At 68.8% G+C, this 14,530-nt stretch carries 13 protein-coding genes; 5 read left to right on the top strand and 8 right to left on the bottom strand.

The annotated features are described in order from the left end of the window. Position 1: 1 nt before the first annotated feature. The 5 genes from ACIP8W_RS16385 to ACIP8W_RS16405 all read left to right on the top strand — a co-directional run bounded on the left by ACIP8W_RS16385 (position 2) and on the right by ACIP8W_RS16405 (position 5,408). Entirely contained in the window at positions 2-1,471 is a 1,470-nt protein-coding gene (locus tag ACIP8W_RS16385; protein ID WP_401951031.1) for an FAD/NAD(P)-binding protein, read from the top strand. Continuing rightward, a complete protein-coding gene (locus tag ACIP8W_RS16390; protein WP_402148701.1) occupies positions 1,471-2,700 on the top strand; it encodes an ATP-grasp domain-containing protein in 1,230 nt (409 codons plus the stop codon). Before ACIP8W_RS16385 ends, ACIP8W_RS16390 begins: the two co-directional genes overlap by 1 nt. A 5-nt stretch (positions 2,701-2,705) precedes the next feature. Then, a complete protein-coding gene (locus ACIP8W_RS16395; RefSeq protein WP_401951026.1) occupies positions 2,706-3,677 on the top strand; it encodes a hypothetical protein in 972 nt (323 codons plus the stop codon). Between the two features lie 15 nt (positions 3,678-3,692). Next, complete coding sequence (locus tag ACIP8W_RS16400; RefSeq protein WP_401951023.1) at positions 3,693-4,922, top strand: ATP-grasp domain-containing protein; 1,230 nt, start codon at positions 3,693-3,695, stop codon at positions 4,920-4,922. Positions 4,923-5,015: 93 nt separating this feature from the next. Further along, positions 5,016-5,408 carry a cupin domain-containing protein gene (locus ACIP8W_RS16405; RefSeq protein ID WP_401951020.1) on the top strand — a complete coding sequence of 131 codons (393 nt, stop codon included), beginning with the start codon at positions 5,016-5,018 and terminating at the stop codon, positions 5,406-5,408. A gap of 99 nt (positions 5,409-5,507) precedes the next feature. Here the strand turns inward: ACIP8W_RS16405 and ACIP8W_RS16410 are convergent, their stop codons facing one another. The 8 genes from ACIP8W_RS16410 to ACIP8W_RS16445 all read right to left on the bottom strand — a co-directional run bounded on the left by ACIP8W_RS16410 (position 5,508) and on the right by ACIP8W_RS16445 (position 14,487). Further along, positions 5,508-6,269 (bottom strand): thioesterase II family protein, encoded by a 762-nt coding sequence (locus tag ACIP8W_RS16410; protein WP_401951313.1) that lies wholly within the window; start codon positions 6,267-6,269, stop codon positions 5,508-5,510. 5 nt (positions 6,270-6,274) lie between these two features. Then, a complete protein-coding gene (locus ACIP8W_RS16415; RefSeq protein ID WP_401951017.1) occupies positions 6,275-7,519 on the bottom strand; it encodes an aminotransferase class I/II-fold pyridoxal phosphate-dependent enzyme in 1,245 nt (414 codons plus the stop codon). Between the two features lie 142 nt (positions 7,520-7,661). After that, positions 7,662-7,889 (bottom strand): phosphopantetheine-binding protein, encoded by a 228-nt coding sequence (locus ACIP8W_RS16420; RefSeq protein WP_401951014.1) that lies wholly within the window; start codon positions 7,887-7,889, stop codon positions 7,662-7,664. A 49-nt stretch (positions 7,890-7,938) separates the two neighbouring features. Beyond that, positions 7,939-8,892: a chlorinating enzyme gene (locus ACIP8W_RS16425; protein ID WP_401951011.1), complete on the bottom strand. Its 954-nt coding sequence runs from the start codon at positions 8,890-8,892 to the stop codon at positions 7,939-7,941. A gap of 90 nt (positions 8,893-8,982) precedes the next feature. Further along, complete coding sequence (locus tag ACIP8W_RS16430; protein WP_401951008.1) at positions 8,983-10,542, bottom strand: amino acid adenylation domain-containing protein; 1,560 nt, start codon at positions 10,540-10,542, stop codon at positions 8,983-8,985. Between the two features lie 56 nt (positions 10,543-10,598). Further along, the gene (locus ACIP8W_RS16435) at positions 10,599-11,264 is read right to left on the bottom strand and encodes a hypothetical protein (protein WP_401951006.1); all 666 of its coding nucleotides are present in this window, start codon (positions 11,262-11,264) and stop codon (positions 10,599-10,601) included. Between the two features lie 25 nt (positions 11,265-11,289). Further along, the gene (locus ACIP8W_RS16440; RefSeq protein ID WP_401951310.1) at positions 11,290-13,080 is read right to left on the bottom strand and encodes a 2-isopropylmalate synthase; all 1,791 of its coding nucleotides are present in this window, start codon (positions 13,078-13,080) and stop codon (positions 11,290-11,292) included. Between the two features lie 129 nt (positions 13,081-13,209). After that, positions 13,210-14,487, bottom strand: a complete 1,278-nt coding sequence (locus ACIP8W_RS16445) for a cation:proton antiporter (RefSeq protein ID WP_401951003.1) — start codon at positions 14,485-14,487, stop codon at positions 13,210-13,212. Positions 14,488-14,530 lie beyond the last annotated feature (43 nt).

Consider the following 14,530-nt stretch of genomic DNA (forward strand, 5'->3'; position numbering starts at 1 on the left):
CGTGGGCAGGCACGTCGTCATCATCGGCGGAGGCGCTACCGGAGTGAGCCTCTTCTCGAGGCTGTCCGGTGTGACCGGCATGGCGTCGATCTCCATCGTCGACCCGAACCCCGTCGGGCTGGGTACGGCGTTCGGCACCACCGATCCGCTGCTGCTGTGCAACACGTCCGTGGACGTCACGTCCATGGACCCCGACGGCGAATCGGACCTGCTCGGCTATCTCGCCGGGCGCGGCTGGCCCGTGCACCGCGACGACTTCGTCCCCCGCCACCTCGTCGGCCAGTACTGTCGCGAGCGCTACCTCCAACGCCGTCGCGAGGCCGAACAGGCCGGCGTCCTGGTCCGGCACCACCTGTCCAGAGCGCGGACGGTGAGCCCGGTCGGCGCCGAGGGGTACGCGGTGGAACTCGCCGACGGCACGAAGCTCACCGCCACCGACGTCTTCCTGTGCCCCGGCCTGGACCGGCCGGTCGTCCCCGAGGTGGTGGCCGGCCATCTCGGCCACCCCGCGCTCGCCACCTCCCCCTACCCGGTCGAAGAGCTGCGGCGCCTGCCGGTGAACTCCCGGGTGCTCGTCCTCGGAAGCAAACTGACCGCCGTGGACGCGGTCCTGGTCCTCGGCCGTGACCGGCACCGCATCGTGATGGCATCGGAGTCCGGAGCCCTGCCCGCCGTCCGTACCCGGCTGCGGCGGCCGCGTACGCCTCGGCTCGACTCCGCCGCCTGGAACGCGCTGTCGCCGCACTCGCCCTCCCTCGATCGGGAGGTGACCCGCCTTGTGCTGACCGCCGTGGCACAGGCGGGCAACGGCACGGCCCTGCGCTCGCAGACGAGTACGGCGGCGGGACCCGTCGAGCGGCTGGCCGAGGACCTGGAGATCGCCACGAGCGGCCGGGCCCACTGGCAGGACGCCATCGCGGAGATCATCCAGACGGTCAACCACATTTCCACGGGCTGGCGGCACAGCACCCGAAGCGCCGTCCTGAACCAATACCGGCACCTGATCACCCGCTACATCTCCGCCATTCCGGTACGCAACGCCCGGCTGCTCCTGGGATACCTCACCGACGGAACGCTCTCCATCACCCCTGGCATCCCGCGGAGCGTCACCCCGGCACCGGACGGGCCCGGATGGCAGGTCCACTGGGACGGAGCGCCTGTCGAGCACTTCGACCACATCGTCTGTGCCACCGGCTACCACAAGCCAGCGCTCAGCCGTCTCCCGGACGGCACCCTGTGCCTCGACGGAGCCGCCGGACCGGGCGAGGACCCGCACATCTCCGGCGACCTGCGCGTCTGCGACCCGCTGACCGGCAGGCCCGAGCGGGTCTGGGTGCTCGGCGCCTCCTCGCACCGGCGTACGGCCATCGTCAACTACCTCAACACGGCCGCCCACCAGAGCAAGGCCGTCGCGGACCGGTTCGCCGCCGCTGAACCCGAGAGCACGTCACTCGCAGGAAGGCTCGCCTGATGTTCATCCTTGTCGACCCCGTCTCCACCGGTAGGACGCTGGCCGAGGCGTTCCGTGAGGAGGGAGCGGAGTGCCTGCACCTCTACGACGCCTCGCTGCGCGCCGCCTACGACGCCGACGACTCGCCCCGCACCATGGTCCACGAGAACCTGGCGAAGACCCTCGAAGTCCTCGGGGCGCTGCCGGTGACCGCCGTGATCGCCGCCAGTGAGTACGGGGTCCTTCTCGCCGACGAGCTCGCGGCGGCCCTGGGACTGCCCCACCACCGGCCCGAACTCGCCGCCGCACGGCGGGACAAGGAGTTGATGGTCCGCGCCCTGGAGCGGGCCGGGGTGCCGTCGGCCCGCACGGCCCCGGTCCGCACCGAGGACGAACTGGACCGGGTGCTCTCCGACTGGGACAGCTATCCGGTGATGATCAAGCCGCGCAACAGCGCGGGCAGTGACGGCTGCGTGATCTCCCGGGACCGGCACACCGCGCTCCGGGCGTTCCGCGACATCGTCGACCGCCGCAACCTGATGGGCGAGGTCAACGAGGACGTACTGGTCCAGGAGTTCCTGGCCGGCACGCAGTACATCGTCAACACGGTCAGCCTCGAAGGCCGACACCTGGTCAGCGACGTGTACGCCGAACGCATCGACCACGTCGACGGCGCGCCCGTGCTCCGCCACATCATCTCCCGCCCGCTGCTGGAGCCCGCGGAAGCAGGCCTGGTCGACTACGTCCTGGAGTGCCTCGACGCACTCGGCATCCGGGAGGGCGCGGCTCACACCGAGGTGATGCTGACCCCCTCCGGGCCCCGTCTGGTGGAGGTCAACTCCCGTGTCATGGGCCCCTCGCTGGCCCCCGACGCCTATCACGCCGCCTTCGGGTACAGCCATCAGCACCTGGTGGCGGAACGCTTCCTGCGGCCCGACGAGTTCGCCCGCCGCCTCGAACTGCCCTACGCAGCCACGCGGACCATGGCCAAGATCTTCCTGCGGCCGCACCGCTCCGGCGTCCTGCGCTCGGTCGACGGGGCCCGGGTACTGCGCCGGATGCCCGGCTTCCACAGCATCGACCGGCTGCCCGTCGTCGGTGAGGCCGTCAAGGACCGCTATCTGACCACCGGAGCGGGCGGTATCGCCTACCTGGTGCACGAAGACGAGGAGCTGCTGCTGAGTTCGCTCGGGTTCATCCACTCCCTGGAGGACACCGGCGGCTTCTACCGATTCGACGAACAGGACTGACGCTCGTGCCGATCGCCCTCATCCTTGTCTCCGTCTTCCTCCAGGCCTGCGCCGAAGGCTTCCTCTCAGGACGGCTCGACGTGACGGCGAGCCTGCGCTTCTCCGCACTGGCCTTCCTGGCGACGACGGTCGTCTTCACCGTGATCACCTGGCTGAGGGGGCGCTCCCGGCACGCCCGCACCAGGCCACAGGCCACCGCCGCACACCGCAGGCAAGTACGACGGCTGCTGTGGTGGATGAACGTCGCCAGTGCGGTGACCTTCCTGGGCTTCTATCTGGCCATGGCCTGGGTGCCGGCGGCGCTGGCCGCCAGTCTGGTGGCCGGAGTCGGTCCGCTCGCGGTCGTGGTGATGGACGCCGTCAGCGGTACGAACGCGAGCGGCCGGGCGGGCTGGGCGCGTGCCGTCCTCCTGCTCGGGGTGTCCTTGGCCACCGCGACGTACATCAACCCCGTTCCCGTGTGGACAGCCGGGTACCTGGTCTACGTGGGCGGGGCGCTGGCCGTGCTCGCCGGGTTCGGTGCGGCGTGCCTGGCGGTGCTGTCGCGCCGCCTGGGTGGTCTCGGTGTGGATCCCACGCGGGTGATGGCCCACCGGTTCCACCTCACCTATGTGCTGGCCGGAGTCGTGCTCGGCTTGCTTGGCGGAGGCGGCTCCTCGGAATTGTCCCTGGGCGCCACCGCCCTCGCGGCGCTGCTCGGCGTGGTGGTCCCGCTGTACCTGCTCCAGATCAGCATCCAGCGCTGTCCGCCGATCGTCACCATGGTCCTGCTCACGGCCCTGCCGGGGCTGACCTATGTGGCGCAGGTGGCGTTCGGCGACGCGTTCCGGCTGCCCGCCGCCGTGATGGTGGTGGTGCTGGTGGCCCTGACCGTGGGCTCGGCTCTGCTCGAGGGGCGTGCCCCGCGCGGCGCCCGGCCCGAGCCGGAGTCGGAAGTCCCGAGTGCCGAGTCCGCATTCGCAAGTCCGAGTTCCTGAGCTGAGGAGATTTTGATGACCACTGTCCTCGTCATCGGTGGTGCGGCGCCGAAAGAGTCCGGATTCGTCCGGGACATCTGCGAAAGGGCGATGGACCAGTTCCTGGCCCGGAACGTCACGGTGATACTCACCGACACCAAGGAGAACCTGGCCGCCGCCCCGGAACTCGTCGGCAGGGCGGCGGCCTCCCACGAACTGGACTTCGCCGACGCCGCCGCCTGCCGTGACTGGGCGACGGCGTTCAACCGGCACACGCCCGTCGACGCGGTGGTCGGCTTCCGCGAGTACGCCGTCGTCAGCGTGGCCGAGGTGGCGTCCGCACTCGGACTCGCGGGCAACCCGCCCGAAGCCGTACGCCGGGTCCGCACCAAGGACGAGTGCCGCGAGTTCCTGCGAGAGCACGGGCTGCGGCAGCCGGAGTTGACGCTGTGCGCCACTGAACGGGAGGCGCTGGAGTTCCTCGCGGCCCACGGCCCCGAAGTGGTGGTCAAGCCCCGGCGCGGTTCCAGCAGCGAGGGCGTGCGCAAGGTGTCCGATCCGACGGCGATGGCCACCGCGTTCGTCGAGGCCCTGGACGCGGAGGGGCTGGTGCTGGTCGAGGAGTTCGTCCACGGGACCGAGTTCAGCGTCGAGGGCATCTTCGAGGCGGGCGTCCCGAACGTTCTGGCAGTGACCCGAAAGCACCTGGCGGCCGAGGGGTTCGTGGAGATCGGGCACGTCATGCCCGCACCGCTTCCCGGTGCCGTGGAGGGAGAGGTCCGGGCCACCGTGATCCGGGCCCTGGGCATCCTCGGCCTGGGCCGGGGGCACTTCCACGTCGAATGCTGGGTCACCGACTCGGGCGTCGTGCTGGGCGAGGTACACGCTCGCCAGCCCGGTGACTGGCTCCACGCGATGCTGGAGTGGATCCACCCGGGACTGGAGCTCTACGGCCGCTGGCTCGACGACCTGCTGAGCGTCCCGGCCGCCACCGCTCTGCCGCTGCGCCCGGCCCGCGGCGCGGCCGCCCGCTTCCTGGCCCCACCCCCCGGCGTGGTCCAAGCGGTCCACGGCTGGGATGAACTGAGCGCCCACCCCTCGCTGCTGGCCTCTTCCTGCGCGCTGTCCCCCGGCTCGACCGTCCAGCCGGTCCGCTCCAACCTCGAGCGGTCCGCAGCCGTCGTCGTCGGCACGGAGGACGCCGTCACGGCCGAGTCGCTCGCCGCGCGGCTCCTGGCCGGACTGCGCATCGACTTCCGTGTGTGAGGACGGATCAAGGACGGCACGGGGAGCTTTGCCCCTAGCGTCACCCAGGTCAGGAGCGATCAGCGTCAGCAGGCGAAGGGCAAGTAAGCGGGCATGATGACCGAACCGGTGAATCTGCAAACGACCATTGGCTCCTTCAGCGAATTGTGGAGTCCTCGCATCGTCGCCCAGTTCAATGATTACGACGTCCGGGTGGCGAAATTCCATGGCGAATACATTTGGCATGCGCACCAGGACACCGACGAGCTGTTCATCGTCGTGGCTGGAGAGCTGGTCATCCACCTGCACGAGGGCGGCGCGGAGCGCTTCGTGACGCTCCACCAGGGGGATGTGTATGTGGTGCCGCGCGGCACCGAGCACAAGCCGGTGTCCAACGAGGAGTCCCACATTCTCATGGTCGAACCCTCCGGAACACTCACGGTCGGGGACACTCACGAGGACGTTCCCGACTACGTCGACTCGACCACCGGACACCACGTCGGCTGAGCCGAGGAGAGCCGCACGAAAAGCGGGCCGGACTTTCCGAGAAATCAACGGTCCGGCCCACATTCATTTCCGATCAGGAGACTGGATCACGAGATCGGATCACGCGGCTGAATTCTGCCGGCGCCGACGCATGGCGAGAATTTCCGCACCGACGGCTCCGAGTACCTCGTCCTCGCACTCCCGCAGATAGTGGTGGCCACCAGGGAAGAGCCGCACCCGGGCGCCGGCGGTGGTGGCCTCCTCCCACGAAGGCAGCTCCGTGACCGGGCACGTGTCGTCGCTCTCGCCGCCGAACACCGTCAGGGGCGCCTGTAGTGGGTGCAGCCGCTCGGGCCGGTAGCGGTCCAGCAGGGCGAGGTCCGCCCGCAGCGGGGGCAGGATCAGCGGCAGCAGTTCCGGGTGGTCGTAGACCGCCGCGTCCGGACCGCCCAGTCGGCGCATCGCCGCGACCAACTCCTCGTCGTTCAGCCGGTGCCGGTGCTCCCCGTCGATCCGGTGCGGCGCGGGCCGGGCGGAGAGGAAGAGGTGGTCGGCCACGAACCCGTCCGCGCGCTCCAGGCGGCCGGCCACCTCGTACGACAGGCCCGTGCCCATGCTGTGCCCGAAGAAGGCCATCGGAAGGTCCAGCAGTGGCCGCAGTGCCTGTGCCACCTGGTCGGCCATCTCGGCCATGTCTCCGATCGGTGTCTCGGCCAGCCGGTCCTGCCGGCCCGGGTACTGGACGGCGATCAGCTCCACCTCGGCCGGCAGTCGGCCGGCCCAGCTCGCGAAGGAGGCGGCGGTGCCGCCCGCATGCGGCAGGCAGACGAGACGGCTTACGGCAGGTTTGTCCACCGGGAAGCGGCGCAGCCAGTTGCCCATGATCGTCACTCCCCGGTCCGTGCGTTCGCGCGCAGCTCTTCGAGCGCCTCACCGAGCCGGTTGATGCCGTCGGCGACGGTCCATTCGTCGGAACTGAGGCTCAGGCGGATGCAGCGTCTGCCGTGCGTGCTCAGGAACGGCGTGGTCAGCGGTTCGACAAAGAAGTGGCGGCCGGGGACGATGAACATCTGCCGCCGTTTGAGGAACTCGTACAGCTCCAGGTCGTCGAACCAGTCGTGATCGATGAGCAGCCAGCAGAACATTCCACCGTCGCTGGAATGCAGCCGCCAGTTCAAGGAGTCCGGCATGGCCTCGAAGAGCAGTTCCTCGGCCATCGCCCGCTTGGCTTTGTAGTACGGCCTGATGTACTGCTCGGTGAGTACGTCGATCTCCTGGGTCGCCAGGGCGCGTTCGACCACGGCTTGAAGCAACTGTGGTGCGTGCAGCGTCGCGTTCGCGATGAACGACACCATGGGGTCGATCAGCTCCGCCGGGCCGATCGCGAAGGCGATCCGCTCACCGGGCAGGCCTGCCTTCGACAGGGTGAAGAGGTTGATGACGTGGGGGTGCAGCACGGGGGCGAGCCGGGTCCGGACGACTCCGGGGAAGGGCTCCCCGTAGGCGTGGTCGACCACCAGGGGCACGTCGCGATCCTCGGCGGTCGCGATCAGCGCCTTGAGCTCGGCGGCCTCGATGCTGCTGCCGGTCGGGTTCGCGGGGTTGGAGAGCAGCATCATGCCCATGTCGCTCTGCCGCGCCAGGGCCTCGGTGTCCACGGCGTAGTGGAAGGAGTGCGAGCCCTCCGGGACGACCAGGGGCTCGATGCCGACGATGCCACCGCGGTCCGGGCTCAGTCCCTGGTATCCGGTGTAGTCGGGCAGGCGTGGCAGGACCAGCGGTCGCAGCACGCCATCCGGGTCCGGGCCGGTGAACAGGCTGGTCGTGATGAACGACAGCATCTGGCTGCCGGGCCCCACGACGACGTTCTCGGGCCCGATCGACCAGCCGTAGGTGCGGTTGAAGTACACGACGACGGCCTCCACGAGGCCGGTCGTGCCGCGCGAGGGACCGTACCGGGTGCTGGACTCGACGAACCGGTCGTCCAGGGCTTCCTGGGTGAGACGGGTCCAGGCGGCGACGACCTCGGGGATGTGGGAGGGGTTACCCGGGCTGAGGTTGAGCCACTCGCTGTCGCCTGTGCCCAAGTCGGCCGCGGCGATGTCCTCCAGGATGCTGCGGATTCCCGACATGCGGGACATCTGCTGGCCTCGGCTCGATAGCTGCACTGAGGGGTCTTCCTGTAGTTGTGGGAGAGGGACGGCGAACGCCGGAGCCAGGGCTTCGGGCCCCAGCCCCGGCGTTCGCCGGAAGGGTCCGGCGGCGGACCGGCAATCAGGCGGCCGAGAGGGCCGTCTCGATGTGCTCGGAGATCTCCGCGACCGTGGACTTGCGGAAGAGCTGGTCCATCGGGACCTCGATGGAGAGCTCCGAGAGGATCTCCCGCTGGATCTGCGTCATGATCAGCGAGTGCCCGCCGAGGCTGAAGAAGTCGTCCGTGTCGGAGAACTCCTCAAGCTTGAGTTCACGGCTCCAGATGGCGTGGATCTTCGATGCGATCACGTTCTGTGTTCCTTTCCGGTGAATGAAGAAGGTGAAGAAGAACCGGGGGTCAGTTCGCGGTCCAGCCGAACGGGGTGCCGTGGTTGTTCTCGGTGCGAATTCGGTTGTGGCCGTAGCCGTTCTCCCCGGCCACGACGACGCTGCCGTACTCGGACAGGTCGAACGTCGCACCGTGGGCGCTGAAGGAGTCCTGTCCCGGGTAGACGCGTACGTGTGTGGGGACGTACCGGCTGGCGATCGCGAAGCGGGTTTCGCGCTCGGTGGTGTTCGGGGTCGAGCCGTGCACGCAGGAGGCGGTGAAGATCACGGCTTCGCCCGGCTGCATCTCCAGTTCGACGACGTCCTCGGGGCGCGGCTCCCAGTCCGGGTCGATCTTAAAGTCGGCGAAGTCGTAGCCGAAGAAGCCGGTCTTGGCGTGGGCGACGTCGTAGTCCGAACCGCGGCCGGCATCGGTGGTCTGGTGCTCGTCGAAGATCCAGTCGCGCTGCGAGCCGCGGACGAACTTCATGCACGCGGTGTCGTGAGCGGCCGGCGTGAAGGTCGTCCAGACGGTGATGTCGATGTAGGCGTTCCACTCCGACTCGGTCGGCAAGAGCTGCGGGTTGCCGTTGGCGTAGCTGTAGTCGCGGACCTGGTGCCACTCGGTCGCCTTGGCGCCGGGGAACTTCGGGAACCACTCGGTGCGCCAGTTCAGGACGTCCGGGCCGAGGATCGCGGTCAGGTACTTGACGATCGTCGGGTGGGTGACGTGCCGGCTCAGTTCCGGGATGTCGAAGTGCCGGTCGTAGTTGACGCTGTTCTTGTACAGGGCGCGCGAGGAGTCCTGGTTGTTGATGCGGATCTCGCGGATCAGGGCCGCAGCCTCCTCGGGCTCGTACAGCTTGATCGGGCCGGTGAAGCCGTCGATGCTGAACTGTTCGATGTCCGCCTTGATGTCCTCGGGAACGACGGCGTTGCCGGCGATCTGCGCGGCCGCCGTCGGGCGCTGCTGGTCGATGCTCATGCGGATGCTGTTCCTTTGCTCGATGGGCTGGATGGGCTCAGTGGGTAGGGCGGGAAAGTGCTGTTTCCGGAGTCGCCCGCTGGCCCGAGGTCAGCCGCGCGCCAGGGCGGCCAGGGCCCGGCGGTCGGTCTTGCCGTTCGGGTTCAGTGGGTAGGCGTCGAGGACGGTGAACTCCTGCGGGACCATGTTCCGGGGCAGGGTGTTCAGCAGGTCGCGGTACAGGGCCCGGGTGTCGAGCGCACCGGCGGCGGGCAGCACGAAACCCACCAGGCCCGGTTCACCCGAGGCGTCCGGAAGGGCCAGTACCACCGCGTCGTCGACGAGCGGGTGGGAGCGGATGCCGTGTTCGACGTCCCCGAGGTCCATCCGCATACCGCGGATCTTGACCTGAGCGTCGACCCGGCCGACCACGACCAGTTCCCCGTCGGAGGTGACGTACCCGCGGTCGCCCGTCCGGTAGATCCGTACCGGGCCCTCAGGGGTGAGCAGTTCGGTGAACCGCCGGGTGTCGTCGGGCGAGGCGTTGAGGTAGCCGGCGCTCACGCTGAGGCCCAGGACGCAGATCTCGCCGGTCTCGCCGTCTGCCACCTCGTTCAGCTCGTCGTCGAGCAGCCGGATCTCGGTGTTGTACACGGGGTTCCCCACCGGTGTCGCGGCGCCCCGGTAGCGGGCGTAGTCCGCGAGCACGTGCGAGGTCGCCACGTCCGTGCACTCGGCCACCCCGTACTGGTGCAGCAGGACACAGGAGTTGCCCTTCTGGGAAGCCCATTCCTCGACGCGGGCGACCGTGAGCGGCTCCCCGCCGATGAAGACGTGGCCGACATGGGTGAGCGCGTCGGTCTTCAGCGCCCGCTCATGCTCGATCAGCAGGTACAGGGTGCTCGGTGCGCAGTGCAGTTGCCGGACGCCGTGGGTCTCAATCAGGCGATAGGCCATGCTCGGGTCGAAGAAGCGGCTGGGCAGGAGATGGAGGGCGGCGCCGCAGAACAACGGTGCCATCAGGCCGCGCTGGCTGATGTCGAACCCGAAGGAACTGACCGTGAGCCCGCTCGCCGCGGCGTCCAGCCCGTACTCGACGCGCAGCCATTCGAGCAGGTTGTACCAACCCTCGTGGCGTACGGCGGTGGCCTTGGGCGTGCCCGTCGAGCCGGAGGTGAACACGACGTAGCACAGGTCGTCGTTGGAGAGGTCGACCACGGGATCGGTGGCGGGCTGGGCGCCGAGCTCCCCGGCCAGCCGATCGAGGAGGACGAGCTCGCCCGACGCCCCACCGATCAGGGCGCTGGTCTCCGCCGAGGCCACGTTGAGCTTGATCTCCTCAAGCTGCGAGACCATGAGCCGAAGCCGCTCGGCGGGGTAGGTCGGGTCCAGCGGCACATACGCGGCACCGGACTTGAGGATTCCGAGAATCGCGACCAGGAGGTCGGGCGTACGGTCCAGGCATACGCCGATGACGGAGCCGCGGCCCGCGCCGAGGGCGATGACGTGATGCGCGAAACGGTTGGCTCGCGCGTTGAGCTCGGCGAAGGTAACCTCTTCGGCGCCGCAGGTCAGGGCGGTCCGGTCGGGGTACTGCCGAGCGTGGGCCTCGAAGACCCGGTGGACGAGCAGGTCTTCCGGCAGCGCCAGGCGCTTGCCTATGAGGGGCATGAGGTCCGTTCCTCTCCAGTGTCGGGGGCTTCCGGGACGCGGGGACCCGCAAGCGATCAGGCGACGGCGGTGGCGGAATTGCCGACCAGGACGCTCTCGTCGTACTCGAGCAGGTAGCGGTAGAAGGGGTGGCCGGCTCGGAAGCCGCGAGCGACGAGCCGACTGACGTTCAGCCGGTACGTGAGCGGCCCGTCCGGTGTGCCCGAGCCTTCGAGCGGCAGGAAGCCGATCTCGGCCAGCCGGTCCGTCGCCCGCCGGTCGGCGAGTTCCACGACGACATCGCTCACGTCGTGCGACACCGCCCACTGCAGCGAGCCCTTGAACAGTCCGCCGAGGGCGCCGAACGGCAGCTCCGGCAGGGGCGCCTCAGCGAACTCGGGGCGCACCACGGGCCGACGACACTGCACCAGCCGACGGCTGTGCCGCAGGACGCTCTGAAGCTCGGGCCACTCGGTCAGGGGCAGCCCCAGCGGCGAGTAGGCGACGAGTTCCGCGCAGGCCACCAGTTCGCCCTCGACCATGACCAGCATGTGCGTGGTGTGCGCGGCGAAGGTGTCGCGGGCTGACCCCGCGCTGGTAAGGCCGAACCGGTCCCGGAGCCTTCGCCCGCGCAGGCTCTCGATGCTCAGCATGTCGAGGTCGCTGTGCGCCGTGTACACGAAGCAGTCACGACCGGGATCCCTCTTGCTTTCGACGAAGGTGAAGTCCATCTCGCGGCTCACAGGGGTGCGGGGCGGGCGGGAGGGGTCAGGCGTGGGCTCGGTTGACTGCGGAGGTGACGGCGCCCAACCGGGCGCTCTCCTCGTCGCCGGTGATCGCGGCGCCGTACCGTGTCGTGCCGTCGAGGACGATCTGCGCGTAGGCGGCGTACCGGGTACCGAGGCCGTCGTCGACGGCGTGCCCCGTGACCTCGGTGATCTCCACCGTGCGGCCGGTGGCGGCGAGGGCGTCGGCGTACGCGGCGGTAGGGTCGGCGCCGAGGCCGGTCAACCGTTTCTCCCGGCCGTCGCCGTGGACGATCAGGGCGTTGACTGCGACGGTGTCCCCCTCACGGGTCAGCTGGAACTCTTTGAGCAGCACCGCGGGCCGCTCGAATTCGAGGTACATCTCCGCGAAGATGGCCCGCAGCTCTCGGGAAGTGAGCTCGATCCCGTCACCGTCGGCCACCCGCTGCACTCGCCGGCCCAGTTCCACCCGCATTCCGCGGGGCAGGTCCAGCCCGTAGGCGCTCTTGAGCACGTGGGCCACGCCGCCCTTGCCGGACTGGCTGTTGACACGGACGACCGACTCGTAGGAACGGCCCACGTCCTTGGGGTCGATGGGCAGGTACGGGACGTTCCACGCCACCTTGGCGGGGGAAGCGCCCGCATCGGCGGCCTGGCGCTCGATCGCGGCCAGGCCCTTGGCGATGGCGTCTTGGTGCGTGCCAGAGAAAGCGGTGTACACGAGGTCGCCGGCGTACGGGTGACGCGCGGGCACCGGCAGCTGGTTGGCGAACTCGACGGTACGTCGGATCTCGTCGATGTCGGAGAAGTCCAGCTGCGGGTCGACGCCCTGACTGAAGAGGTTGAGCGCCAGCGTGGCCAGGCAGACGTTGCCGGTGCGCTCGCCGTTGCCGAACAGCGTGCCCTCGATACGGTCGGCACCTGCCATGACGGCCAGTTCGGCGGAAGCCACCGCGGTGCCCCGGTCGTTGTGCGGGTGCACGGAGAGAACGACCGCGTCGCGTCGGTCGAGATTGCGGTGCATCCACTCGATCTGGTCGGCGAAGACGTTCGGCGAGTCGGTCTCCACCGTCGTCGGCAGATTCAGCGTCACCGGGCGGTCCGGGCTCGCGTCCCAGAGCGAGGTGACGGCGTCCGACACCTGGAGCACGAATTCGGGCTCCGTCACGTTGAACGTCTCGGGCGAGTACTCGAAACGCAGCTGCGTGCCTTTGACGGCCTCCGCACGGCGCACAATGCGTTCCGCCGAACGGAGTGCCATCTGTCGCACTTCTTCCGGGCTCATTCCGAAGACGACCTCACGCCACAGACAGGCGGTCGCATTGCAGAGGTGCACCATAGCCCGGTCCGCGCCCTCGATACCCTCGAAGGTCCGGTCGATCAGTTCCGGCTTGGCCGGCGTGAACACGGATATCGTCACGTCATCGGGAATCCGGTCCTGCTCGATGAGGGTTCGCAGAAAGGAGAAATCCGCATCGCTGGCCGACGGATATCCGACCTCGATCTCCTTGAAACCCATGCGCACCAACAGGTCGAACATCCGGCTCTTGCGCTCGATGTCCATCGGGCTACTGAGCGCCTGGTTGCCGTCACGCAGGTCCACCGACGCCCACAGTGGCGCCCTCACCAGCGACTTCGAGGGCCAGTTGCGGTCCGTCAACGCATGCGGGAGAGGCGACTCCAACCGCTCGTAACGCTGGAAGTTCATGGCCGATCCGCGCTGCGCATTCCACCATTTCTGATCTTCACGGCGTGGGCCGACAGGGGTGTTGAGCCGCGATATGGCGAGGGGTGACGATGGAGCCTCGGTCATTTCATGCCTCCCTTGAAAAAACTGCAGAGCGATGCAGTCAGGGGCGAGTCCGAATGCCTCGACCAGTGATGTCCGCAAACCTAGGAGGAGGCGTCCTCGATACATCCCCGGCCGGTCCTCATGCCCGCCTCACCCCGTCTTCATGGTGCTTTCCGGCAGGGTGGCAGACTGGTCCGCGGCCGGCTCGTCCGGACGGGGAAACGGCACACGCTCGGGCGACACGTGGACGAGTTTCAGGAGCGGCCCGGTCATGGCCGTCGTCACAACGGCCATCACGACCATCATGGAATAGAAGTTCTGGTTGATGAGACCCATCTCCAGGGCAACGGCCAGGATGGCGATTTCGGTGAGTCCCCGGGTGTTCATCAGCACCGCGGCCGGGAGCGCCGCGGCATGCGGCACCTTGGCGAGCCTGGCCCCGGCGTAGGCGCCGCCGGCCTTCGAGGCCACTGCCACCACGATCACGGCGGCCAGGGTGAGCAGGGCCGTGATGTCGAAGGCGGACAGGTCGACCTTGGTGCCGGCCACCACGAAGTACAGCGGGAGCAGCACGTGACCGACCTGCTCCATGTGCCGCATGATCTGCGTCCGCGTCTCGCCCAGCGCGTTGCGGGGCATGACCGCGCCGAAGGCGAACGCGCCGAAGATGAAGTGGATCCCCAGCCATTCCGTGGCTGCGCAGGACAGCATCAGGCCCACGACCAGGGTGGGAACGAGCCGTTCAGCGGTCAGTTGCCGCAGTCGGGCCCGCTCGACGAACCCGCTCAGCAGCGGACGGACCACGACGAGCATGACGAGCAGGTACACCGGCAGCAGCGCCATCCGCCACTGATCGGTGGCCCCCGCGTAGGCCACGACGCCCGCCAGGCAGATCCAGGCGACCAGATCGCCCACGGCTGCGGCGGCCAGAGTTGGAGCGCCGAGCGGATGCCCGGCCAGACCCCGGTCCGCGAGGATCCTGGCCAGGACGGGGAAGGCGGTGACCGACATGGCCACACCGACGAACAGGACGAAGGCGGTGTGGTTGCCGGGGGCGTAGGTGTCAGCCAACGGGATCGCCAGTGCGGCGCCCGCCGCCAACGGGACGGTCACAGACCCGGCGACCACGCCCAGCGTGGCCTTCCTGCGGTTCTGCAGGAAGGTGCCGTCGAGTTCGTAGCCGATGATGAACATGAAGGTGGCCAGGCCCACGTTGGCCAGGGCCCCCAGCAGGGGTTTCAACTCGGCGGGCAGCACCGCGTCGGCACCCGCCTGGGTGATGATCATCGGGCTGGCCAGCAGGCCAGCACAGATCTCGCCGACCACGGCGGGCTGGCCCACCCGGCGGGCGAGCGCCCCGAATATCCGGGCGGCGCCCAAAGCGAGTGAGAGCGCGAGGAAGAAGTCCGCGACAGTGTTTCCGGTCATGGCGAAGCTCCGAGGAGAGGCAGGTGGAAGAAACCGGAGGAAG

It is taken from the genome of Streptomyces sp. NPDC088554, from assembly GCF_044752945.1.
GTDB lineage: Bacteria > Actinomycetota > Actinomycetes > Streptomycetales > Streptomycetaceae > Streptomyces.